General features: G+C 31.9%; 23 protein-coding genes. 18 read left to right on the forward strand and 5 right to left on the reverse strand.

What is annotated here, in order from left to right:
• Positions 1-5 precede the first annotated feature (5 nt).
• From BN2746_RS02735 to BN2746_RS02810, 16 genes are all read left to right on the forward strand, one after another.
• The gene (locus BN2746_RS02735; protein WP_055078312.1) at positions 6-1,316 is read left to right on the forward strand and encodes an aspartate kinase; all 1,311 of its coding nucleotides are present in this window, start codon (positions 6-8) and stop codon (positions 1,314-1,316) included.
• A 1-nt stretch (position 1,317) separates the two neighbouring features.
• Entirely contained in the window at positions 1,318-2,295 is a 978-nt protein-coding gene (locus BN2746_RS02740) for an aspartate-semialdehyde dehydrogenase (RefSeq protein WP_055078313.1), read from the forward strand.
• Between the two features lies 1 nt (position 2,296).
• On the forward strand, positions 2,297-3,472 hold the full coding sequence (locus tag BN2746_RS02745; protein ID WP_055078314.1) for a homoserine dehydrogenase: 1,176 nt from the start codon (positions 2,297-2,299) through the stop codon (positions 3,470-3,472).
• Complete coding sequence (gene thrB / locus BN2746_RS02750; protein WP_055078315.1) at positions 3,469-5,760, forward strand: homoserine kinase; 2,292 nt, start codon at positions 3,469-3,471, stop codon at positions 5,758-5,760. The genes BN2746_RS02745 and thrB overlap by 4 nt, the downstream gene beginning before the upstream one ends.
• 408 nt (positions 5,761-6,168) lie before the next feature.
• Positions 6,169-6,975, forward strand: coding sequence for a coiled-coil domain-containing protein (locus BN2746_RS02755; protein WP_055078316.1), 807 nt, complete (start codon positions 6,169-6,171; stop codon positions 6,973-6,975).
• Positions 6,972-7,373: an HIRAN domain-containing protein gene (locus tag BN2746_RS02760; RefSeq protein ID WP_055078317.1), complete on the forward strand. Its 402-nt coding sequence runs from the start codon at positions 6,972-6,974 to the stop codon at positions 7,371-7,373. Before BN2746_RS02755 ends, BN2746_RS02760 begins: the two co-directional genes overlap by 4 nt.
• An 8-nt stretch (positions 7,374-7,381) precedes the next feature.
• Complete coding sequence (locus BN2746_RS02765; protein ID WP_055078318.1) at positions 7,382-8,002, forward strand: hypothetical protein; 621 nt, start codon at positions 7,382-7,384, stop codon at positions 8,000-8,002.
• 190 nt (positions 8,003-8,192) lie between these two features.
• On the forward strand, positions 8,193-8,759 hold the full coding sequence (locus BN2746_RS02770) for a helix-turn-helix domain-containing protein (protein WP_055078319.1): 567 nt from the start codon (positions 8,193-8,195) through the stop codon (positions 8,757-8,759).
• Complete coding sequence (locus BN2746_RS02775) at positions 8,723-9,574, forward strand: IS3 family transposase (RefSeq protein ID WP_077064906.1); 852 nt, start codon at positions 8,723-8,725, stop codon at positions 9,572-9,574. The genes BN2746_RS02770 and BN2746_RS02775 overlap by 37 nt, the downstream gene beginning before the upstream one ends.
• Before the next feature lie 214 nt (positions 9,575-9,788).
• A complete protein-coding gene (locus BN2746_RS02780) occupies positions 9,789-10,340 on the forward strand; it encodes a ClbS/DfsB family four-helix bundle protein (protein WP_404803075.1) in 552 nt (183 codons plus the stop codon).
• Between the two features lie 476 nt (positions 10,341-10,816).
• Positions 10,817-11,668 carry a TPM domain-containing protein gene (locus tag BN2746_RS02785; RefSeq protein ID WP_055078321.1) on the forward strand — a complete coding sequence of 284 codons (852 nt, stop codon included), beginning with the start codon at positions 10,817-10,819 and terminating at the stop codon, positions 11,666-11,668.
• Between the two features lie 100 nt (positions 11,669-11,768).
• The gene (locus BN2746_RS02790; protein WP_055078322.1) at positions 11,769-13,232 is read left to right on the forward strand and encodes a hypothetical protein; all 1,464 of its coding nucleotides are present in this window, start codon (positions 11,769-11,771) and stop codon (positions 13,230-13,232) included.
• A gap of 200 nt (positions 13,233-13,432) precedes the next feature.
• Positions 13,433-14,128: an ABC transporter ATP-binding protein gene (locus tag BN2746_RS02795; RefSeq protein WP_055078323.1), complete on the forward strand. Its 696-nt coding sequence runs from the start codon at positions 13,433-13,435 to the stop codon at positions 14,126-14,128.
• Positions 14,129-16,372: an FtsX-like permease family protein gene (locus BN2746_RS02800; protein WP_055078324.1), complete on the forward strand. Its 2,244-nt coding sequence runs from the start codon at positions 14,129-14,131 to the stop codon at positions 16,370-16,372.
• A 161-nt stretch (positions 16,373-16,533) separates the two neighbouring features.
• Positions 16,534-17,265 (forward strand): TraX family protein, encoded by a 732-nt coding sequence (locus BN2746_RS02805; RefSeq protein ID WP_055078325.1) that lies wholly within the window; start codon positions 16,534-16,536, stop codon positions 17,263-17,265.
• 107 nt (positions 17,266-17,372) lie between these two features.
• On the forward strand, positions 17,373-17,852 hold the full coding sequence (locus BN2746_RS02810; protein WP_055078326.1) for an NADH-quinone oxidoreductase subunit NuoE family protein: 480 nt from the start codon (positions 17,373-17,375) through the stop codon (positions 17,850-17,852).
• Positions 17,853-17,919: 67 nt separating this feature from the next.
• Here BN2746_RS02810 and BN2746_RS02815 read toward each other — a convergent pair whose 3' ends face one another.
• Together BN2746_RS02815 and BN2746_RS02820 are read right to left on the reverse strand one after the other, a co-directional pair.
• Positions 17,920-19,014 (reverse strand): Mbeg1-like protein, encoded by a 1,095-nt coding sequence (locus tag BN2746_RS02815; RefSeq protein WP_055078327.1) that lies wholly within the window; start codon positions 19,012-19,014, stop codon positions 17,920-17,922.
• Positions 19,014-19,535 (reverse strand): hypothetical protein, encoded by a 522-nt coding sequence (locus tag BN2746_RS02820; RefSeq protein ID WP_055078328.1) that lies wholly within the window; start codon positions 19,533-19,535, stop codon positions 19,014-19,016. Before BN2746_RS02820 ends, BN2746_RS02815 begins: the two co-directional genes overlap by 1 nt.
• A gap of 42 nt (positions 19,536-19,577) precedes the next feature.
• On the opposite strand from BN2746_RS02820, the gene BN2746_RS02825 reads away from it, so the two are divergent.
• Positions 19,578-19,778, forward strand: coding sequence for a hypothetical protein (locus tag BN2746_RS02825; protein ID WP_055078329.1), 201 nt, complete (start codon positions 19,578-19,580; stop codon positions 19,776-19,778).
• Here the strand turns inward: BN2746_RS02825 and mnmA are convergent.
• Together mnmA and BN2746_RS02835 are read right to left on the reverse strand one after the other, a co-directional pair.
• Positions 19,768-20,868, reverse strand: a complete 1,101-nt coding sequence (mnmA, locus tag BN2746_RS02830) for a tRNA 2-thiouridine(34) synthase MnmA (protein WP_055078482.1) — start codon at positions 20,866-20,868, stop codon at positions 19,768-19,770. The two genes, BN2746_RS02825 and mnmA, sit on opposite strands and share 11 nt — an antisense overlap.
• Positions 20,858-21,946 carry a cysteine desulfurase family protein gene (locus BN2746_RS02835; protein WP_055078330.1) on the reverse strand — a complete coding sequence of 363 codons (1,089 nt, stop codon included), beginning with the start codon at positions 21,944-21,946 and terminating at the stop codon, positions 20,858-20,860. Before BN2746_RS02835 ends, mnmA begins: the two co-directional genes overlap by 11 nt.
• 97 nt (positions 21,947-22,043) lie before the next feature.
• Here BN2746_RS02835 and gloA point away from each other — a divergent pair, with 97 nt between their 5' ends.
• A complete protein-coding gene (gloA, locus tag BN2746_RS02840; RefSeq protein WP_055078331.1) occupies positions 22,044-22,424 on the forward strand; it encodes a lactoylglutathione lyase in 381 nt (126 codons plus the stop codon).
• A 361-nt stretch (positions 22,425-22,785) separates the two neighbouring features.
• On the opposite strand, the gene BN2746_RS02845 is transcribed toward gloA, so the two are convergent.
• A complete protein-coding gene (locus tag BN2746_RS02845; protein ID WP_055078332.1) occupies positions 22,786-23,757 on the reverse strand; it encodes an ABC transporter ATP-binding protein in 972 nt (323 codons plus the stop codon).

Raw genomic sequence — 23,757 nt, forward strand, 5'->3', positions numbered from 1 at the left:
AAGATATGAAAGTTGTAAAGTTTGGTGGAAGTTCACTATCTGATGCTATTCAGCTTAAAAAAGTTAGAGATATTATACTTGAAGATGATGATAGGAAGTACATCGTCGTTTCTGCGCCTGGAAAAGGTGTAAAAAATAATCACAAGGTTACTGACCTTCTTGCAATGTGTCATGAATTAAGTGACCATGATTTAAATTTTAATGAAGTTTACAAGATCATCGAGAATGTTTATAAAAATATTGTTGATGATCTTGTTTTGCATATTGACATTGACAGTATTCTTAAAGAGGTCAAGGAAGAAATTGAAGGTGGCGAAAGCTATGACTTTGTTATTAGTCGTGGAGAGTTTATTAGCGCTCAAGTTCTCGCTTCCTATTTAGGATATGATTTTGTGGATGCAAAGGACTTAATTGTATTTACTGATGGCGTGTTGGACCTTCGCAAGTCCCAGGAAAATATTAAAAGTATTTTATCTAAACATGATAGGGCAGTGGTGCCAGGTTTTTATGGTGTTGATGAAGAGGGAAGGGTAAAAACTTTTACTCGTGGCGGCTCTGACGTGACAGGTTCTGTTATTGCTTCTGCCCTTGATGCTGAAATGTACGAGAACTTCACCGACGTGTCAGGCTTTTTGGTAGTGGATCCAAAGATTGTAAAAAATCCTCATCCCATGGGAACCATCACTTACAATGAGCTTCGCGAGCTTTCCTATATGGGTGCTAAGGTGCTTCATGAAGAGGCGATTTTTCCTCTTAGGGACAAAAACATTCCAATTAACATTAAAAACACAAATGCACCAAATGAAGATGGCACTTTAATTTTATCGAAATGTGATACAAAGAATAAAAATATTTTGACAGGAATATCTGGAAAAAAAGATTTTATTGTTATAAATCTTGAAAAGGTAAATATGAATTCTGAGAAGGACTTTTTTAGAAAACTCACTACGGTCTTTGAGTCAAATGACATTTCCATTGAGCATATGCCTTCAAGTATTGATTCCGTTTCAGTTCTTGTGGCAGATTCATATATTGCGCCAAAGTTAAACAAGGTGATTGAAGAATTAAAAATTTATTTAAATGTGGATAGTATTTCTTGGGAGAGGGACATTTCCCTTATCGCCGTTGTTGGTCGTGGCATGATAAATGAAAAGGGTGTGTCATCGAGAATCTTTACTGCACTTGCAAGGGAAGGTGTAAATATTAAGATGATTAGCCAGGGCTCAAGTGAAATAAATATTATTATTGGCGTTGAAACAAAGGATTTTGAAAAGGCGATTCGTTCCATATACGAAGAATTTTATAAGGAGGACTAACATGAAGGTTAATTTAGCGGTTGTAGGTGCAACTGGTCTTGTTGGTGGCATGATGTTACAGGTTTTAAGTGAAGAAAATTTTCCAATAGATAAACTATATTTATTTGGTTCAAAAAATTCCCATGGTGAAAAGATAAATTACTGTGGCAAGGAATATGAAGTTGGAGAATTAAAAGAAGATTCTTTTGATGGAAGGGATATAAAGATTGCGTTATTTGCTGCAGGAGGAGCGGTAAGTGAAAAGTATGCACCTATTGCGGCGAAGGCGGGAGTAACTGTAATTGACAATAGCTCTTGCTTTAGAATGGACAAGGACGTTCCACTGGTTGTTCCAGAAATAAATGCAGAGGACATTAAAAAGAATAAGGGCATTATTGCAAACCCAAATTGTTCTACAATCCAATCGGTGTTGCCACTTAAGCCAATCCACGACAAATACAAAATTAAAAGAGTTATCTATTCAACCTATCAATCAGTATCTGGATCGGGATTAAATGGAATTTCCGATTTAGAAAAGGGAACTCAATTAGCTTACAAGTATCCGATTAACAACAACTGTATTCCACAAATAGATGTGTTTTTAGACAATGGCTATACAAAGGAAGAGATGAAGATGATTGACGAAACTAAAAAAATTCTTCATGACGACTCTATTCTTGTAACTGCCACAACAGTTCGTGTGCCAGTAAAATCTTCCCACTGTGTCTCCATTAACATCGAAACAGAAAGAGCTTTTGAAGTGGAAGATGTGAAGAAAATTATTTCAGAGTATCCTGGAATGGTTCTTGAAGATGACCTTGCAGAAGAAAAATATCCAATGCCAATTACTTCAACTGGCAAAAATGAAGTCTTTGTTGGTAGAGTTAGACGTGACTTCACAGTGGAAAATGGATTAAATCTTTGGTGCTGTGCAGACAACATAAGGAAGGGAGCTGCCACTAACGCAGTTCAGATTGCGAAAAAAGTCTTGGAGGTTTAATTTGAAAATTGCAATAATGGGCTTTGGCACTGTGGGAACAGGTGTTGAAGAAATATTATATAAGAAGAAGGAGTCCCTATTAAAAAATTGTTTTGATATAGAAATTGACAGGGTTTTAATAAGGGACAAAGATAAAAAGAGGTCGCCACTAAAAAGTGACATAGTGTTTACGGATGATTTTGACGAAATTTTAAATTCCCAGGTGGATACGGTAATTGACGTTACTTCAAGCCTTGAAGAAACTTACGAAAGAATTGTTTTATTAATGAAAGCGGGCAAGAACATCGTTACTGCAAATAAGGCGGTTGTTTCAAAATACTTTGAAGAATTAAATGCCTTGGCAAGGGAAAATAAAGTATATTTTTCCTATGAAGCTTCCGTTGCTGGAGCAATTCCGGTAATCCATCCAATAATGGAAGAGAGTTTCTTCAGCGACATGAATAAAATCCATGGGATTTTAAATGGGACTTCAAACTATATTTTGTCCAAGATGGAAGTGGAAGGCTCGTCTTACGCCGATGTACTGAAGGAGGCTCAAGACCTTGGTTATGCAGAGGCAGATCCAACTGCGGATGTTGGTGGCTTTGACGCAATGAGAAAAATTAGAATTTTATCCTCCCTTATATATAATGCGAAGATTGATGAAGGGGACATTTTCACATTTGGAATTTCAAATATAAAAAAATCCGACTTTGACTATGCAAAGGAGCTTGGTTATTCAATTAGGCTTATTGCAAAGTCAGTACTGTCCCAGGGAAAGATAAATATTTCAGTTATTCCAACTTTTTTAAAGGACAACTTCTTTGCAAAGACCTTTGATGGAACCAATGCAGTAAAGGTTTGGGGAGAAAACTTTTCTTGTTATGAATTTAAAGGACCAGGAGCAGGGCGTCTTGAAACTGCTGATGCAATTATGCGAGACCTTTTAAGAATCCTTTCCCGTAGAGAAATAAATACTTTTTATGATGCATCAAATTCATATGAAGTAGAAAATAATTTGAAGAGCAAGTTCTATGTAAGAACTTCAAAAGTTAATCCTGGATTAAAAGAGCTAATTGAAGAAGAAAGAGTTTTAGGACAGGACCACCATATTATTACGAGAGAAATTAATCTTGATGAATTAAAAACGGTGCTTGATGACGAAATGTTTATTGTAGAAATAGAGGGGACAATATGAAATTTTTATCCACAAGAAATTCCAATTTAAAAATTTCAAGTAGAGAGGCCATTATAAATGGAATCTCTGAAGATGGAGGGCTTTATGTACCTGAAAGCTTTCCATCTTTCGATATAATGGAGAATTTAAATCTTTCTTATAAAGAATTGGCTCATAAAATCCTTTCACTATACTTAATGGATTTTGATAGTGACGACCTGCTTGATATTATAGAAAAATCATATGAAAGCTTTGAAGATGGAATTGCTAAAATTTCCTATAATAAAGATTTTTATTTGGAACTTTATCATGGGAGGACTTCTGCATTTAAGGACTTTGCCCTATGTCTTCTTCCAAACCTATTGTCATATGCAAAAAAATCCCTTGGTATTAATGAAAAGACTTTAATTTTAACAGCCACTTCCGGGGACACTGGCAAGGCTGCCCTTGAAGGCTTTTATAATACTGAAGACATCGACATCTTGGTGCTATATCCAACGGAAGGTGTAAGTTCCATCCAAAAGGCACAAATGGACACAACTGGGTCACTAAACTCCAAAGTTATTTCCATTGACGGAAACTTCGACGATGCACAAAATGGAGTAAAAAGTATTTTTAGTGATGAAGAAGTGAAAGAGAAATTAAAGAAGCAAAATATAAATCTCTCTTCAGCAAACTCCATTAACATTGGTAGACTGATTCCACAAATAGTTTATTATTTTTACGCCTATGCTGACTTGGTGAATAATAAAAAAATATCTGCGGGAGAAAAAATTTCCTTCTGTGTGCCAACGGGAAACTTTGGGGACATCTTGGCAGGGTATTATGCAAAGGAGATGGGACTTCCAGTAGATAAACTGGTAATTGCATCAAATGAAAACAATGTTTTGACTGACTTTTTTAAAACGGGAACCTATGATGCAAATAGAGAACTTGTTAAGACAATCTCTCCATCCATGGACATTTTAGTTTCATCAAACCTTGAGAGACTTCTTTATCACAAGTCTTCCGACAAAGTTGTAAGAGAGAAGATGGAAGATCTAAAAAATGAAGGTGTTTTTCAATTTGATGGCGACTTCCATGAATTTTTATTTGGATACACCACTGAGGAAGACACGAAAAAGACCATTGCAAAAGTCTTTAGGGAAGAGGGATATTTAATTGACCCTCACACTGGCGTTGCAAAAAATATTGTAGATAAGCTCGGTCTTCACAACACTGTGATTTTATCAACTGCAAGTCCATATAAGTTTTCATCTTCCGTTCTTGAAGCCCTTGGAGAAGAAGTTTCACATGAGGAGTTTGAAAATATAAATTTGCTTCATAAAGTAACTGGAGTTAAAATTCCAAGTGAAATTAAAAAGCTAAGGGATAAAAAAATTATTCACAACACAAAGATTTCTAAAGATGAAATTGAACGGGAAGTTTTAAAATTTGCCAACAGGGGAAAGAGGATTTCTGTTCCAGCAACCTCTGCAAATTTAGGTCCTGGATTTGATGCGCTGGGTATTGCTCTTAATTTAGCAAATACCTGCGAATTTAAAATCACAGAGACGGTAGAAAATTTTGAAAAAAATGTAAAAGAAAATCTAATATACAGTTCCTACAAATATTCTTTTGATTTTTACAATGAAGAAGTTGTTCCCATTGAGATAGACCTTGAAACAAATATCCCACTGTCAAGGGGGCTGGGCTCTTCTGCAGCTTGCATAGTTATGGGAGTGTTGGCTGCCTTTTCCGTAATGAAAAGAGATTTTGATAAAAAGGAAATTTTAAAAATCACAACGGAAGTGGAAGGACACCCGGACAATGTATCGCCAGCAATTTATGGTGGAGCAAATGTCTCAATATTAAATGATGATGTTTTTGTAGAGCGATTTGAAATTTCAAACAAGTTTAAATTCCTGGCAATTATTCCAGACTTTGAACTTTCAACAAGGGATGCAAGAGAGGCACTTCCTAAAGAATACTCAAAGGAAGACGCAGTGTTTAATATCTCAAGGGTTTCCATGCTGATTTTATCTTTGATATCAGGAGATGAAGACAATTTAAAAGCTTCCCTTGAAGATAAGATTCATGAGCCTTATAGATATAAACTGATTCCTGAAATAGAGGAGATAGAAAAAATTATTAAAGAGTCCAATGCTATTGGTCACTACCTAAGTGGCGCTGGCTCGACAATAATGGTGATTTTAAATTCTGAAGACGAAACAACAGAAAGTGAAATAAGAAAAAAATTAGAGTGCTTATCAAATTCATATTCGGTCATGCCACTTGAAATTGATAAAAGAGGAGCATTTTTAATTTAAAATGTATAAAGGGTCGCATAGTTGGCTCTTTTTTGCTTTCTAAAATCATTTAGAAAAATATGATATTTATTACATCAAAACCTGAGAGTTAAAAAAGTCAAAACCTGGGAGTTAAAAAAGTCGAAATCCGGGAGTTGGAAAATTTAAAAGTTGGGAGTTATTAAAAAAATAACTAATCAACATTGTCTGTTTGGGGAAAATAAGCATCATAATATTTTTGTGTTTTTTAATATTACCTATAAATTTTTATTGGGGTGGTATAATATTACATATATAACAGCTACTTTTCAGGAAAAGTAGTTTGCTATTTAATAAAAGAAATAAAAAATAGTTAAAAATTTTGAATCATAGATGAATTTCTGATATTTCGCTTTTACTTAAAATTAAAATTGAGAGAGGGGTATGGTCATGGGGAAAATTATAGAGTTTCCTGATGAAAAAAAGTTAAAAGAGAAAGTTAAAGAACTTAAAAGCAATTTGGAAGATCTTATTTTTGAAAATAATAATCTTCAATTTGTGATTTGTGAAAATATAAAAATGGAATATATGATTATTTTTGGTAGCCTTGAATATGAAATTTATGAAGCTTATTGTAAATATCTTCGTTTACGCAGAAAAAAAGAAATGGTTCAGGCGAAAAAGAATCGCCAAGAAAGCATAAAAATAAAAAATATTGAGAAAGAGTTAGATGGGGAGTTTCTTGAATATAAGAAGAAGCTTGATGAAAAGATTGAAGAAATAAATGAAGCTATTAATCGATCAAAGTCCGATTTTTTATCTGATGAAGAAAATATTTTAATTAAAAAACTATACAAAAATATTGTTAAGAAGTTACATCCTGATTTAAATCCAGAAATTACAGATGCACAACAGGAACTATTTTATATTGCTACAGAATCTTATAAAGATGGTGATATCATAACTTTACAGTTAATTTTCGACATAGTTAATAGTGAGGAAATGGAGGATGATGTTTCCTTATTTGGAAAATCATTGCAAGATGAGGTGAAAAGGTTACAAGATTTAGTAAATCAAGTACAGGATGAAGTTAATCTAATCAAATCCACGCCACCTTATACTTGGTGTATTTATGTGGAAGATGAGAATAAAAAAATTGAAAAGTTAAATGAATTAAAGCAAGAGCTTAAAAGTTTTAAAGATGCTATACGAACACAAGAAGAATATATTAACGATTTAATGAGGGACAATATATGAATAATTTAGTAAAAAAAGATCAAAGTGAGCTAATTCAATATCTTTTGAAGAATGAAGTAGGACTTGATTTACCAAAACCCTTTGAGAGGGATATTTATCTTTTCGATACATATGTTGCTGGAACAACACATATTGATGATATTGAAAATATTGGAATAAAAATTAAAGAAGAGGATCGATTAGTTTTTTATCGGGAACCAGAAAATCCACATGATCCACAAGCTATTCGCATAGAAACTTTGGGAAAAGAAAAAATTGGATATGTACCTCGTCAAGATAATATTATTTTTTCAAGACTTATGGATGCTGGCAAAGTTCTTTTTGCTAAAGTTATAGAAAAAGAGATGCGAGGAAGCTGGCTAAAGATAAAAATTAAAATTTACCTTCATGAAAGTTAGGAGTAATCATGTACTATAATGGAGAATTTCTTTGGGACAATATATGTGTAATTGATAGTCATAATATGAATTTTGATCCTCTTTTAGGAGAAAATTGCTTTATTATTGGGCATCATATAAAGAAGAAATACATATTAGAAGAATCTGTCAATAAACTTTTAATGGCTGGCTTTAAATTTTTTAATATTTTTGGAGAACAAGCATATCTATGGGCGGAAACCATCCATAAAAAAACAAACCTTAATAGTCAAATCCAAGTAGAAGCAAGCAAAGTTGATAGACTGAGAATGTCTTATAATCTTGCTATGTTAGCTACCTTGAAACCAAAATCTATAAATTTCGTAATTTCGGATGATGAGTATTTTACAGAATACCTTATTGAAGATTTACATGATATATTTTGTGGGGAATTTCAATTTACTCCTCATGACTGGGGAAAATTTAGGGATGGATTTGAATTCAACTATCATAGTAAGGATGCTATTATAAGTGTTTCCAAGAAGGATGTTTTGATTGGGTTTCTTGGAGAAGAAAGATATTTCTCTACATTTGACGAAGCAATTAGATACAAGCTATTTGATGCTAAGAGCTTTAGCGAAATTTGGTGCGATATATCGAAAAATTATTAGCAAAAATTTGTTTTTAGTAATGCAGATTTTTTAATATCTGTTCTAATTTCATGTGAAATACTTAGTTATAGTATTTTTGGGTTAAAAGAAAATCTAATGGCATATGAAAAGATAATATTTAAAAATAAAAATACGTGGATTAATGATATGTACCCTCTTTACTGGACAAACCAGTAAGGAGGGTATTTTTATGAAATATAGTTATGAATTCAAAAAAGAATGCGTACAATTGTATAGAGAAGGTAAATGGCCTGATACACCTGAAGGAGTTGAAGAAAAAAACTTTCATGATTCAATTAGAAAGTGGTTTAGGTTAGAAGAACTTCATGGACCAGAAATTTTAAAACATGGAAGTAATATTAATTGGACACCTGATGAGAAATTAGAAATTGTATCTAAAGTGATAGCTGGAAAATCAATAAAGTCTACTGCAATAGAAAAAGGAATTAATGAGGGACAACTTTATTCATGGGTTAACAATTACAAAATTTATGGATATAATGGTCTTGTAAATAAGAAGAAAGGTCGTAAATCTAAAAATACAACCATGAAAAAGACAAATATCCATAAACCAAAAGAACTTAATGAATCTGAAAGAGAAGAGTTAATAAGACTTAGAGCAGAAAATGAATATATAAAGGCTGAAAACGAAATAATAAAAAAAGAGATCGCCTTGAGAGAAAAACGTTACGCTGCGCAACTCAAGGCGAAAAAGCAGCGATTGTCAAACAACTCAAAGACAAAGGATACAAACTAAAATATCTTTTAATAGCTATTGATTTGCCAAGGTCAACATACTATTTTGAAATGAAAAAAGTTGATGTTGTTAGTATTAGGAATAAGCATATAGAAAATAAGATATCTGAGATATTCACCTATCATAAAGGAAGATACGGTGTCAGAAGAGTATATAGAGAATTATTGAATCAAGGATATACAATAAATCATAAAAGAGTTCAAAGGATAATGCATGAACTAAAACTATTTGGAAAAAGACCTAAAGAAAAATATCACTCATATAAGGGAAAAACAGGTAAAGTAGCTGATAATATAATAAATAGAGATTTCAATGCAGATAGACCTCTACAAAAATGGACCACTGATGTATCTCAATTTAACTTCTCATGGGGTAAATGCTACATTTCTCCAATACTTGATATGTATACCAACGAGATTATCTCTTACGATTTATCCTTAAGTCCTAATTTAAAACAAATATCTAATATGTTAACAAAAGCATTTAGCAAATTTCCAAAACTAAATGACTTGATACTTCATTCAGATCAAGGTTGGCAATACCAACATAATTATTACGTAAATGAACTAAAAAAACATGGCATAAAACAATCAATGTCAAGGAAAGGCAATTGTTATGATAACTCTATCATGGAAACATTTTTTGGCAGGTTAAAAAATGAAGTTTTTTATGGTTATGAAAAGAGCTATAGTTCTTTTGAAGAATTTTCAAGAACAATTGAGGAATATATATATTATTACAATAACGAAAGAATTCAATCAAAAACAAAATGGATGCCACCTATAAAATATAGGATAGCATCCTCTTGCAAATAATTAATTTAATAATGTGTCCAGTTTTATGGGTACACATCATAAGCATAGGAATTTAACAGTTTTTTAGTGAAAAATTGCACTTAATCTTAAAATCATCTAAAATATATTCAACCAATTAATATTGGTCAACTATAAGATAGCAATGTATTTTTTAAGTATATTGATTAAAGATAGTGATATGAAAAACTAAGAAGATTCAATGAACTATAAAACTATGGAGAACTATACAAGATCTTGGGGTGATTTTTTGAAAGTTTATTCTACTAAACAAGAACTGAAAACTGAAATAAGTAAATCCTATGAGAAATATATTTCAGAATTCGATGATATTCCTGAAACTTTAAAGGATAAAAGGGTTGATGGGGTTGATAGGACTCCAGCTGAAAACTTAGCTTATCAAGTGGGATGGACCACGTTAGTTCTTAAGTGGGAAGAGGATGAAAAAAATGGATTAGATGTGAAGACTCCAACTGAAGAATTTAAGTGGAATCAGCTTGGGGAGTTATATAAATGGTTTACAGATACCTATGCAAATTTATCGATAGAGGAGTTGAGACATAGATTAGGTGATAATATTGATTCCATTTATGATATGATTGATTCTTTAAGTGAGGAAGAATTATTTAAGCCACATATGAGAAAATGGGCTGACGAATCGACTAAAACTGCAGTATGGGAAGTATACAAATTTATTCATGTGAACACTGTTGCTCCATTTAAAACTTTTAGGACGAAAATAAGAAAATGGAAAAAAATTGTGCTATAGAGTGATGCTTGCTTAAAAGATATTTTAGGTTGATTTTTTATAAGGAATGAAAATGACGTTTTTTTGAATTTTAAATTTATTTTAGCATCTGTAATCAGGTGCTTTTTTTATTTTTAAGTGATTAAAGTAGTTTAACATTTTAAAAATATATATTGTGACGGAAAGAGAGTGATATATTTTTTAAAATAATTGTGAAAGTTATTGTTTTTGAGCTATAAAAAAGGTATAATTATGCTAAATAAAATGATTATAAAAATAACTATTAAGTTTACTGTAGAAAGAAAGATTTAATAATTTATAAATAGGAATGTTGCTATATTGATGTGAGACTTTATATAACTGAAAAAGGCAATTTAATTAAATTAAAACAAAGGAGGACAGAAGTAAAATAAATTTATTAAAATACTGTTATTAGTTAGTGTTTAAAATGCTTATGTAAAAGTCACAAAATAACTATCATATTTAAGGAGTAAACTATGAAAAAAGTAAAATTAATTGTGGTGAATTTGATATTTGTTTTAATTTTATTCGCTTTTCCAGTTAGGGCTATAGCAAATTCAGTACCAGATGCACCAAAAGATTTCTATCTTGATAATTTAAATATGTTGGATCAAGCTACAAAGGATAATATTACAAATACCAATAAAGAATTAGAAAAAAAGACAGGATCTCAAGTAGTTGTTGCGACTATTAAAAATAAGGATTCTTTACCTATCGCCGATATTGCTGTTGAAATTTTTAATAAATGGAAGATAGGTGATGAAAAAAAGAATAATGGTGCTTTGATTTTGATTACAGAAGATGATGCTACAGGAAAAAGGGAAGTCTATATCTCAACAGGGTATGGGATTGAAGGACGGTTGAACGACGGAAAAGTTGGGAGAATAATAGATAGTTTTATGCTGGAAAGTTTAAAAGCTGGTGACTACTCAAAGGCTTTAAATGAAGGCTTTAATGCGGTTGTAGCAGAAATTGCTGATGAGTATGAAGTTAAATTAGATGGAAATTATGAAAATTATCTGACTGAAAACACAGGTTCACAAGGAGGAGCAGCTCTTTTAATAATGGCGATTATATTTGTTTTCTTCTTAATTTTCATAAATTCATTTTTGAAAACTGTTTTTGATACAAGTCTTTTAGGTCTTTTTAGTAGGGACAAAAGACATTCAAAAAAATCCTATAGATCTACATATAAAAATTCCTACGACAATGGATTTGATGATGACGATGACGACTATAGTTCTTCATCTTATGATAACGATTCATTTGGAGGTTTTTCAGGCGGTGGAGGAAGTACCGGCGGAGGTGGAGCTGGAAGAAGTTTTTAGAAATAGAAATTTTATTAGTCATATTGCAATTTATTACCTATTGGTATTGAATTTTACTAAAATTTTTAATTTAAAGTTATATCAGATGTAGGAGGTAATTATGAGTAACAAGAAATTTAATGTACTAATTATATTCTGTATTTTGACTGTATTTTGTTTAGTATCCTGTAAATCACCTGAAGTAAAAAATGATACTAAAGATTCAAATCCACATGTGACAACTGAAGAAAAAAAAGAGACCACTAATAAAAAAGCTCAAACATTGAAAATTGTAGAAGGAGCTAAAGAGGGTTCGCTATCAAATCTTGTCGTAGATAGAGAAATTTGGAATGAATTTATAGATGAAAAATATTTTGATGAAGCAAAGGGACCTATAAATGGGGTTCATCTTCCTAAGATTCTTTTAGATTCAGAGGATGCAAAAAAAGCGAATGAAGAAATAGATAAAATTAAAAATGGATTGAAAAGTTCATACGAAAAGTTTCAAGATGATGATTCTACTGAACAACTGGGTATATCTTCTGAGTTTTCAGTATACCAAGATGAAGATATATTGAGCCTTCATATAGGATATAGCAATGTTTTTGAAGAAGAAATAGAACAAAATAAAATATACAATTTTTCAATTTCTGATGGGAAACTACTTAGTGATGATGAAGTTTTAGAAAAATTTGGAGTTAAAAGTGAAGAGAAACTTTCACTAATGGAAGATTGTATTTCAAGGGACTACAAATTATATAGAGAGGCTTTCGACAGGAATGTAGCTGACAGTTCATTCATATATAATATTGGAAACTTGGAAGGCTTAACTTTAAATAATCTTTGGGATACAGTTAAAGATAAAGATAGTAAAATTTTTGTAGATGAAGTTGGAAGACTTATGTTTTTATATCAACAATATACTACTGCAGGACCAGGAATGTACGAAGCTATTTCAGAGCTTAAAGAAAAATCCATAAGAGATAGTATATATCAAAGGCAATACTTAAAAATGGCAAGGAAGATGGGAGTTGATATTAAAGATAAAAATAATAAGGGTTTCTTGATATTTTTAGGATATTCACAAGACGAGTACACTCTAAAAGAGATTTTATCAAAGCTATATGTTTGGCAAGACGTTTATAATGAATGTGAAGATCCATCCCTATTGTTGAATATAAAAGAGAACGAAGAGGATTTCAAACCAGAAATTATAGGTCAGGAGTATTATCTTTTTGTACCTAAATTAAAAAACACTACGATTTCTTTAAAAGAACTTGAGGTGTCAGAAGAAGGAAAACTAAAAGAAGTACCAAATTACTATTTGGAACAAATTTCTTTGACTGGACCGACATTGATATGCCAAAACATTAGTGAGATAGCACCAAATGGAAAAATAATTATGCGATATAGAGATGACAAGTTTGAGTTTTCTCCAAGCATTAGTTTAAAAGATGGAAGCCTTGGTAATATAGATGGCATAATAGATGCTGAAAAAATATTAGATTGGGAAAAGTTAATTCGAGAAGAAACATATTCAGCTATACTTTTTGAAAAGATAGTTTCACTTATGGGACGAGGATAAAACAAAAAATACGGACTGACTTCTTAGAGAAGCTCAGTCCTTTTTTGTTGACAAGACAACCATAACAGTCTTAAATTTTAAAACTTTATCACAGAAATGTATTGATATTGGTTATCAACGGGAGTATAATTAACTCAAAGAGAGAATCATTATCAATGGATATTGCTTGTACTTAGAAATTAAAAAAGGAAGGGAGTTTTATGATTAAGGTTTCAAATTTACATAAGTGTTATGGCTCGGGACAGGGAAGGATTGAAGTTCTAAAGGGAATTGATTTAGAGTTTGATGATAAAAAAATAATTTGTGTTCTTGGGCCATCGGGGTCCGGAAAATCAACTCTTTTAAATATTTTAGGCGGCATAGAAAATATTGATGGTGGAGAGGTTGATGTATTAGGTAATAAATTGAGTAAGATGTCGAAAAGAGAAATAGAAAATTATAGGCGTGAGTACTTGGGCTTTATTTTTCAATTTTACAACTTAATAAGCGACCTAAATGTATTTGAAAACATCGAGGTTGGAAAATTTTTATCTAATAATCCAGTGGATATAGATAATTTAATTGATGAGCTTGGGCTTACTGAGCATAAATATAAATATCCAAATGAAATTTCAGGAGGGCAGGCACAAAGGACATCAATAGCAAGGGCAATTATAAAAAGGCCAAGGCTTTTAATTTGTGACGAACCTACCGGTGCCTTGGACTATGACAGCGCTAAAGATGTTTTAAGGATAATAGAACAACTTAACAGGGATTACGAATCAACTATTATTATTGCCACTCACAACGTTCAAATTGCAAAAATGTGTGATTTGATTTTATCTTTGCATAATGGAAAAATAAAGAGCTTTGAAGTTAATACAAACAAGCTTTCCGCAAAGGAAGTGGTATGGTAAATGAAAAATCCTATTAACAAGAGAGTTTATAGACAGATAAAATCAAAGCCTTTCAAAGTTATTCCAATTTTTATTTCACTGGTATTTATAGTGGTGTTTGCATCTTCATTTTTCATATCTCAAGAGTCTGTTAAGAATCTATATTACAGTCAAATTGAAAAGGGCAAGGTTGAAGACGGAAACTTCACTACTATTTACGAATTGTCAGATGATTTGAAGGAGAAAATAGAAAATCTGTCTTTAAAACTATATGATAATTTTTATTTTGAAGCTGATGTTAAAGGACATAAGAGCTTAAGAGTTTTTAAAAACAGAAAAAAAATAAACGAAGCGCAAATTTATGAAGGTCGACTTGCAGACACTGAAGACGAAATTGCAATTTCTGCAAACTATGCCAGGGCAAACGACTTAACAGTAAATGATAGTTTAAAAATAGGAAGTAAAAAATTTAAAATTACAGGTCTATTTTCATTACCAGACTATTCATCACTGCTAAAAAACAGAGATGATTTAGTTATGGATACTGGATATTTCGGAGTTTGCCTTTTAAGCGATTCTGGATTTAAAAATTTTTCCAATGAAAAGATAACATATAATTACTCTTATCACACTAAAGACGATTTAAACGAAAGAGAAGCAAAGGAAAAGCTAAAGGAGATTTCAAAGGTTGTAAACAAAGAAAACTTGATGATTGATGGCGTTACAAGGTTTGATAACAAATGTATAACCTATATTATTGATGATATGGGTGGGGATGTTCCAACTATGACCTTGACATCGGTATTACTGTTTATTGCAATTGCATTTATAAGTGCGGTGCAAATAAAGAGCTTGATTGAAGAAGAAGCTCCAATAATCGGGACTCTACTTGCATCTGGATATAGAAAAAAAGAGCTTTTACTTAATTACATGGCAATGCCGCTTTTCATTGCCCTTATATCATCCATAGTGGGAAATATAATTTCATATACTTATCTGTATAAAAAATATGCATCCCTTTACTATGCATCCTTTGACCTACCGAAATTTAAAGTGACTTTCACTGCCCGCTCATTCGTCATTACATCTTTATTACCAATGATAATCTATTTGGTAATAAACTATGTTGTGATTAGCAGATGTTTACAATTTAGTCCTGTGAATTTTTTGAGAAAAAATTTAAAAAAGACGAAGAGGAATACAAGACTAAAACTAAAAAACATTTCATTTTTAAGGAAATTTAAAACGAGAATTATATTTTCTAACAAATTAAATTTCATAGCTCTTTTATTCGGGGTATTTTTAGCAAATTTAATTTTAGTATTTTCACTTTCTGCAAAGCCTGTATTTAAAAATTATGCTAAAAATATGCAAACTGAGATGAAGTATAATCACATCTATTTTGTAAAGCAAAAGAAAAACAAAGATGTGAATGCGGATGTTGCAACAGTGGTTAAAGCAGAATTGGTTGATAGTGAAAACAAAGAGATTCAGTTTTATGGTGTGGACAAAAATAGCAAATATAAAAATCTGAAAGTAGAAGATTTGAAAGAAGATGAAGTTATAGTTTCATCTGGGTTTTCAAAAAGATTTAATTTAGAAAAATCAGATACATTTAGAATAAGGGATAGCTACAACAGCAAGATAAAAAAATTAAAAATAAAAGACATAGACAGAAAAAATAGTTTGTTTCAAATTTTTACAAGTAGAGAGGCATTAAATAAAATAATTGAAAAAGACAAAGATTATTTTAATAGTTATATGTCAGATAAAAAGTTGGAAATTTCAAAGGACAATCTAATTACTGAATTAAATAAAAATGAAATGTCAAAATTCATGGACCATTTCTTAGACTCTTTTGGAGTTGTGTTTGCCATGTTGATAGTAGTCTCCTTAACATTTTATTTTATACTAACCTCAATGATTTCATCATTAATAATTGATAAGTCAAAGGTTAATATAACATATCTTAAAATTTTTGGATTTAGGGACAGCGAAATTTCAAAAGTTTATATAAATATCATATTTTTAATCCTAATAGTGTATCAGATAATTTTAATACCTATTTTGGACAGGCTCATAAAATATATGCTATTTATATCCATGGAAAAATTTGATGCCTATTTTGATATGCCAATACCAAAATCAATATTTATTTTGGCCTATGTACTTAGCATAATGACATTTGTTTTGGTTAATATAGTGGAGAAGATTAAAATATCAAGGCTTAACATGGTTAAGGAATTAAAAATAATAAATGGATAAAAAAATGGACTGACTTTGTAAAGAAGCTCAGTCCTTTTGGTTTTATTTAGGATAAAAGACAATTTTAATTTATATCCATGAATTTATTTTTTAAATATTATTTATTGACAAAAGCATATTGGCGTGCTAAAATTTAAAAAATGATTTTATAAGGAGGGATTATGGAACTAAATAAACGATTTGAAAATGAAAAACTTAAAAAAATACAAGTTTTAAATGGAGCACAGCTTAAGTATATAGCATTTTTATCTATGCTTATTGACCATGTTAACAACGCGATAATTGCACCTTTACTTAATGGAAAGGGATTTTTATTACATCTATCTAATCTATTTTCAATTTTGGGTAGAATTGCTTTTCCAATTTTCGTGTTTTTTATAGTAGAAGGCTTTTTTAGAACGAGAAATAGAAAAAAATATCTTTTAACCCTTTTAATCTTCGGTGTTATATCGGAAGTGCCTTTTGATATGTTTACTTCAAAGACCTACTTTGACCCATATTGGAATAATATTATGTTCACATTGGCTTTATGTCTTATCACGATTTGGGTAATCGACGTTATAAAAGAAAAATTTGAAAATAAAATTTTATGGTATGTGATTTCAATTGTCATTGTAGCTGTTTCCAGTGCTCTATCAATGGCTTTGAGTCTTGACTATGACTACCATGCCATAGTTGTTGCATATTTATTCTACATCTTTTATGATAAGCCTTTACTTGGAGCGGGACTTGGATATCTTTCAATCATTAAAGAGCTCTATTCATTTTTAGGATTTGGTATGACCTTGACCTACAATGGAGAAAGAGGTAAACAAAACAAGTGGGTAAATTATCTTTTTTATCCTGTCCACATCTTGATACTTGGACTGTTGCGTTTTTATTTAAATATTTAAAATTAATCACCCTAACTAAGGGTGATTTTTTAGTAGAGTTAATTGTGATAAAATCAAATTTAAAATAATTTTTTTGGGTATATTCTGGATATATAAAGGGTGATAGTATGTTAGAAGAGAGAAATGAAGAGCTTATTTTTAAAGAGGGCTTGGAAGAAACTGTAAATAGTTTTGGCAAGGGAAGTCAAGAGGGAGCAAAGGTTGCGATTAGAAATTGCCAAGGTGACTTTGGATATGTGTCGATTAGTCATCAAAGGCAAATTGCAGATGCCTTTGGGCTTGATGAAAAAATTATTAAAACAATAATCAAGTTTATGCCATCAATTAAGGAATCTAAAGTTGAGTACGAAATAGTTTGTTGTACTGGACCAAGATGTGCAAAGAATGGTTCTATGGAGGTTTTAAAAACTGTTAAAAGCATACTTGGAATGGATTTTAATGAGACTTCAAAGGATGGACGTATTAGACTTAGGGCACAAAATTGTTTTAAAAAATGTAAAGATGGGCCGAATATAATGATAAATGGAAAGTTCTATCATCATATGGATGTAGAAAAGACAAGACAGATACTCGACCAGATTAAATAGAAAATTATTATTTTTCTTATACGATTAAGAGAGAAAGCCGAGACCTTCTCTCTTAATAATCAACTTTTTACTTTTCATTTTTCATTTCAATGTAATTTTTGCTTGCGATTTTAAGTAATTCTGTCACTTTGTCAATGACGATTTTTCTATGATCTGAAGGTAAATCTTTTAAGGAGAGGGTAAGTTTACCTAAGGTTTTTATAAAGTCGCCATTAGTTATAATTAAATTAAATTCCGTTTTACCAATCTGGTTAAATAATTCATAAACTGATTCAAAGAAGAGTTCTCTGTTTTCGTTGGAAATTTTTGAAATCCATTGTTTCAGTGTAAATTCTGCAAATTTACTTTCTTTTGAAAGAACGTCAAGGTATACAAAATCTCTTCCTGAAATCTGCCACTGGAACATATCGTGTTGCTTAATAAATTCTTCTTTTGATGAAACTATCTTAACATTTCCTTCACGTTCAAGCAGTGTACCTACGATTGAACCTTGAGGAATATAGTTTGTCATTTTTTCATTTGCTCTATTTCTTGATTCTTCTGTTAAACTCTCTTCTGTAAGTCCAGGTCCATCAAAATTAAATGCTTTTATAATCTTATTGTAAACTTGTTTATCGCATTTTGTTAGGCTATAGAGGGAGAGGTTTCCTCCCTTTGAGTGGCCATTTAAAATTATTTTGTCAAACACTTTTGAAATTTTTTCTAAGTAATTTAATGCTTGAATTTGTGATGGAACAGAATCTAAAAAGCTCATATTAAAGTCTTCTTTCCATCCGACAAGTTCTCTGCCAGTTCCTCTAAAGGTAACAAGTGCAACTGAGTCTGGAAGAATAAATGTCATTGCTGCAAATTGTTTTTGAATCTCTTTGTCAGTTTCGCTTTCAAAGCTTGTGATTTTAATGTTTCTAAAACGTTCTGTCTTAATAACTTCTTGTAGAAGGATTTTATCTTCTGACATTATTAAATGTTTTTCCAAATCATCTCGCTTAAACAACAACTTTCCCAGTTTTTCTATAGAAAACTCAGTTGACACATCTTTTACAAGCTCTACTGGAAGATATGAAAGTCTTGCAAAGATTGATGCGTCTACTGGACTTAGTCCATCCACGTCAATTGCAAGATCTCCTCTAAAATTTAAATAGTCGTAGACATCATATGTCATTATTCATCCTCCTGAGATTTTATTTTTCTTTTAACTGCAAAGTACACTCCAAATATTACTATGGCAAAACATATCAAAGCATAAATGCTATTATAAAAAATTTGATTTGAAGTCTTTGAATCTATATTTATTTTGATGTCATCATCATCTTTTGATATGTCGTAGGTGATGTGATTCCTGTTGTTATCCTGATGTACTTTATAGTGATTCAATTTTTCAATATTGTAATAGACAGAGTCCCTTGTGTAAAGATTAAAAAGCAGGCTCTTATTATAGGTTACTGCAGTGTAGGTATCCCCAGTTTTAAAAACCAATAGATGTGATGATTTTGTTTTTTTATCTACCATAAGTTTTGTATCAGACTGGTCTTCAGGGACATATTTTAATAGAAAATCAACTGCGTCACTCTCCAAGTTCTTTTTTGAAACTGTATAGAGTTTGCTTCCGTCCAGGATAAAAATAAATAAAAAAATGGAAAGAACTATAAGAAGTACAATTTGTAATCTATCTTTATTCTTCATTAAATCGCTCCTTTAATGATATAATCAAAACAGGTGATTAATATGTTAAAAATTTTAATTGTTTTGTTTATGATTGTTCTTGTTAGAGAAATCATCGAAACTTTAAGAAGTAAAAAGATTCCCTTCCCACTAAATAAAATACTGAAGAATGATAGCCTATATATTTTATACACAGCTACTTTAACTGTCATACTTGCAGTCCTTTTATTAATTTACTTTAAGGGAAATCTTCCTACAGTTTAAGTTTATGATTATCTCGCCACACTTCGTCAATAATGGCACATCCAAGGCAGATGTCTTCTCTATATAGCACTGCCGCTTGTCCTGGGGTTACTGACTTAACATGGTCGTAGGTTATTTCAACATGGCTTTCGTCTAAAAATTTCACATGAACAGGGATATCTTTTTGTCTATACCTAAACTTTGCTGTACAATCAAACTCCTTTGGAAGTTTTTCAACAAGTGCAGTTGAAAACTGTGAAGCCAGTAGTCTATTTGAAAATAGATGTTCATTTTCTTTTCCTTGGCACACGATTAGTTCATTTTTTTCGATGTCTTTTCCACATACAAACCAGGCTTCCCCGTCGCCACCGATTCCAAGACCACGTCTTTGTCCGATAGTGTGAAACATCAGCCCTTCGTGTTCTCCCATAACTTCGCCGTCAACTGAAACCATTTTTCCCCTTTGTGCTGGAAGGTAATTTGATAGGAACTCATTGAAGTTTCTTTCGCCGATAAAACAGATTCCAGTGGAGTCTTTTTTCTCAGCTGTAGCAAGTTTATGTTTCCTTGCAATTTCTCTAACTTCAGATTTTTCCATATCTCCAATGGGAAAGATTACATTTTTTATTTGTTCTTGTGAAAGCATACTTAAGAAGTATGACTGGTCCTTGTTGTTATCAACACCTCTAAGAAGTAGTTTTGATGAGTCTTTCCCTTGCCCAATTCTTGCGTAATGTCCCGTTGCAACTAAGTCAAACCCAAGGTCGTAGGCAAAGTTTAAAAAGGCTTTAAACTTTATTTCCTTATTGCACATAATGTCTGGGTTTGGAGTACGCCCCTTTTTATATTCGTCTAAAAAGTAAGTGAATACTCTGTCGTAGTATTCCTTTTCAAAGTTTATAGAGTAGTAGGGGATTTCAAGTTGATTACATACCTTTATAACATCTTCGTAGTCTCTTTCTGCGGTACAAAATCCGTTCTCGTCAGTATCGTCCCAGTTTTTCATAAAAATTCCTGTAACGTCGAAGCCCTGTTCTTTAAGCACCACCGCTGCAACAGAGGAGTCAACGCCGCCGCTTATTCCTAAAACAACTCTCTTTTTAATTTGAATCACCTTTTCTAATGTATATTTCTTTTATCTTTTCTACTGTATATCTTACGTCTTCAATATTATTAGTAAATCCAAAACTAAATCTAATTGACTTTTTTGCACGTTCCTCTCCATAAATCGCCTTTATAACATGGCTTTCCTCAAGGGACCCTGCAGAACATGCAGACCCTGCAGATGCACAAATGCCATTCATGTCAAGGTAAGTCAAGAGAAGGTCCGACTTTATAAATGGAAAGTATAAATTTAGTATGTGATCACTGGAATTTTCTAAATCGCCATTAATTTCAAATGGAATGTTTTGAGATTTTAATTCGTGAATAAAGTTTAATTTAATATCTCTAATTAAATCCCTTTCCAAAACTATTTTATCATAGGACTGTGCCATGGAGTAGGCGCCAATAGTAAAAGAAGTTCCACCGCGGCGTTTCTTTTCCTGTTCTCCTGCATAGACTAAGTTGTGAAGATTTTTTTTAGAATATAGTATTCCAAATCCATTTATACCACCAAGTTTATGTCCAGAAAGACTTATGGAGTCAGCTCTTTCAAAGTCAAAGTCAATATGACCATAGCCCTGTACGTTGTCGATGTGAAGGTGAACATCTTTATCCGTTAAAATGGTTGAGATTTTATCAAGCTCTTGGTAAACTGCAGTTTCATTATTCACAAGAGTTATTATAAGTACAGTTTTTTCATCAAGCTTTTTCTCCAAATCATCTAAAATAATTCGACCATGTTTATCGAGATTTAGATATTCAAAATCCGAATTCAAGTTCCTAAGTGAATTTAAAACAGAAGGATGATCCGTTTCACAGCATAAAAATTTATATCCACAATCGGTGAAGTGTCTGATAATGGTGTTGTTGCCTTCAGAGGCTCCAGAATTAAATATTATATTATCCTTTTGAACACCAAGAGAATTTGCGATTTTTTCTCTGGAATCTTCAAGAATTTCATGAGACTTTCTCCCCATGCCATGAATAGAGTGAGGATTGGCGTCAAAATTTTCAAAATTATTTAAAACATCTTCAAATATTTCTCTTCTCTTTATTGAAGTTGCTGCGTAGTCAAAGTAAATCATAATACCTCCATAAATATTTATTTTATCACATTTAAGTAAGGAACTTCCATAGGTTAAAAGCTTTTATAAGGGGTATATGATAATAGAGGTGATATTAATGAAATTTAAACCAATACATTCATGTATTAGAGTTGTTAATTTAGAAAAATCTGTAGATTTTTATAAAAACGCATTTGGATTTATTGAAACAAGAAGAAAGGACTATCCAGAGGACAAGTTCACCCTTGTGTATATGGCGCCAGAAAAAGGAGAATTTGAAATAGAATTAACCTATAACTATGGGCATGAAGCATATGACATAGGTAATGGCTACTCCCATATTGCATTAGAAGTAGAAGATCTTGAAAAGCATCATGAAGAACATAAGAATAAGGGCTATAAAGTAACAGACCTTGGAGGACTTTCCGACGCGAAGAGACCAAGCTTTTACTTTATAACAGACCCAGATGGATATGATATAGAAATAATAAGAGCGTAGGGGAAAGTTTTTTTGAAAAAACTTTTATTAAAAATTTTTAGAATACTCGAAGTTTTTTGAAATTTTGAGTATTCTTATTTTATTTATTGTATTTTTTCTAATCTTAGGGGCAGGATGAAGGGGATTGCGATTTCCCCTCATATCCTGCCCCTAAAACCCCATCCTTTTACACCCTTAAAACGCTTGGGGACACCCCAAACCCCTTGGTAGAGAGGAAGAAAATCTTGCTGGATTTTCTTCTATATTTAAAATGGGGTCTCGGGGCTTGCCCCGAGTCGTTGGGAGGTAAAGGGGGTACAAGGGGGATAGGAACCGTACGAAACGGTTCCTTTTCCCACTTTATTGTTTTTATGGAAAGTTTTTAAAACTTTCCTCCCTTAACATTATGGCATGCAACTTTATGTCCAGGACTTATTTCGATAAGTTTAGGACACTCTTTTGAACATATTTCTGTCTTGTAAGGGCAACGTCCTTGGAAGACACATCCTTCTGGAAGGTCTATTGGACTTGGGATTTCTCTATTACTTTGACTTAATATTTTTTCTCCTGTAACTTCTGGTTTTAAAACCGAATTCAAAAGTTCTTTTGTATATGGATGAAGTGGATTTTCATATATGTCATCACCACTTCCAACTTCCACCATATTGCCAAGGTATAGAACTCCGATTCTGTGGGAGATATGTTGTACCATGGCTAAGTCGTGGGCAATAAAAAGATAGGTTAGCCCAAGTTCCTTTTGTAAGTCTTCAAGTAGATTTACAATTTGTGCCTGAATCGAAACGTCAAGGGCTGAGATTGGTTCATCACATAGTATAAACTCTGGGTTTGTTGAGATGGCTCTTGCTATTGAAATCCTCTGTCTTTGTCCACCACTAAACTGTCCTGGTTTTTTGTTCATAATCTCTTCTGATAATCCAACTTTTTCTAAAAGCTTTACAATTTTCTTTTTAGTTTCTTCATCACTAAGTTTAAGTCTTGTTTTGATTGGCTCTGCAATGATTTCATACACTGTTAGTGTTGGGTTTAGTGAAGAGTATGGATCTTGAAAAATTGCCTGAATTTCATTTTGCATAGTCTTCTTTGTAGATTTGTCTTCTATATCTTTGCCTTTGTAATAAATTTTGCCTTCTGTAATATCATGAATTCCAGTAATACATTTCCCTAAGGTTGACTTTCCAGAGCCAGATTCACCAACGAGACCAAATGTTTCGCCTTTGTATATTTCAAGGTCAATTCCATCAAGTGCCTTTAAAAACTTTTGCTCTTCAAATACCTTTTCTTTTTTTACAGGGAAGTATTTTTTTAAATTTTTAATTTCAAAAATCTTTTCCAT

The sequence above is a fragment of the Lagierella massiliensis genome (assembly GCF_001407835.1).
GTDB lineage: Bacteria > Bacillota > Clostridia > Tissierellales > Peptoniphilaceae > Mediannikoviicoccus > Mediannikoviicoccus massiliensis.

What these genes read in the sequence shown, in the direction of transcription:
- BN2746_RS02735 (WP_055078312.1), top strand. Translation starts at nt 6, where the DNA reads ATGAAAGTTGTAAAGTTTGGTGGAAGTTCACTATCTGATGCTATTCAG.
- BN2746_RS02740 (WP_055078313.1), top strand. Translation starts at nt 1,318, where the DNA reads ATGAAGGTTAATTTAGCGGTTGTAGGTGCAACTGGTCTTGTTGGTGGC.
- thrB (WP_055078315.1), top strand. Translation starts at nt 3,469, where the DNA reads ATGAAATTTTTATCCACAAGAAATTCCAATTTAAAAATTTCAAGTAGA.
- BN2746_RS02755 (WP_055078316.1), top strand. Translation starts at nt 6,169, where the DNA reads ATGGGGAAAATTATAGAGTTTCCTGATGAAAAAAAGTTAAAAGAGAAA.
- BN2746_RS02760 (WP_055078317.1), top strand. Translation starts at nt 6,972, where the DNA reads ATGAATAATTTAGTAAAAAAAGATCAAAGTGAGCTAATTCAATATCTT.
- BN2746_RS02765 (WP_055078318.1), top strand. Translation starts at nt 7,382, where the DNA reads ATGTACTATAATGGAGAATTTCTTTGGGACAATATATGTGTAATTGAT.
- BN2746_RS02770 (WP_055078319.1), top strand. Translation starts at nt 8,193, where the DNA reads ATGAAATATAGTTATGAATTCAAAAAAGAATGCGTACAATTGTATAGA.
- BN2746_RS02780 (WP_404803075.1), top strand. Translation starts at nt 9,789, where the DNA reads ATGGAGAACTATACAAGATCTTGGGGTGATTTTTTGAAAGTTTATTCT.
- BN2746_RS02785 (WP_055078321.1), top strand. Translation starts at nt 10,817, where the DNA reads ATGAAAAAAGTAAAATTAATTGTGGTGAATTTGATATTTGTTTTAATT.
- BN2746_RS02790 (WP_055078322.1), top strand. Translation starts at nt 11,769, where the DNA reads ATGAGTAACAAGAAATTTAATGTACTAATTATATTCTGTATTTTGACT.
- BN2746_RS02795 (WP_055078323.1), top strand. Translation starts at nt 13,433, where the DNA reads ATGATTAAGGTTTCAAATTTACATAAGTGTTATGGCTCGGGACAGGGA.
- BN2746_RS02800 (WP_055078324.1), top strand. Translation starts at nt 14,129, where the DNA reads ATGAAAAATCCTATTAACAAGAGAGTTTATAGACAGATAAAATCAAAG.
- BN2746_RS02805 (WP_055078325.1), top strand. Translation starts at nt 16,534, where the DNA reads ATGGAACTAAATAAACGATTTGAAAATGAAAAACTTAAAAAAATACAA.
- BN2746_RS02810 (WP_055078326.1), top strand. Translation starts at nt 17,373, where the DNA reads ATGTTAGAAGAGAGAAATGAAGAGCTTATTTTTAAAGAGGGCTTGGAA.
- BN2746_RS02815 (WP_055078327.1), bottom strand. Translation starts at nt 19,014, where the DNA reads ATGACATATGATGTCTACGACTATTTAAATTTTAGAGGAGATCTTGCA.
- BN2746_RS02820 (WP_055078328.1), bottom strand. Translation starts at nt 19,535, where the DNA reads ATGAAGAATAAAGATAGATTACAAATTGTACTTCTTATAGTTCTTTCC.
- BN2746_RS02825 (WP_055078329.1), top strand. Translation starts at nt 19,578, where the DNA reads ATGTTAAAAATTTTAATTGTTTTGTTTATGATTGTTCTTGTTAGAGAA.
- BN2746_RS02835 (WP_055078330.1), bottom strand. Translation starts at nt 21,946, where the DNA reads ATGATTTACTTTGACTACGCAGCAACTTCAATAAAGAGAAGAGAAATA.
- gloA (WP_055078331.1), top strand. Translation starts at nt 22,044, where the DNA reads ATGAAATTTAAACCAATACATTCATGTATTAGAGTTGTTAATTTAGAA.
- BN2746_RS02845 (WP_055078332.1), bottom strand. Translation starts at nt 23,757, where the DNA reads ATGGAAAAGATTTTTGAAATTAAAAATTTAAAAAAATACTTCCCTGTA.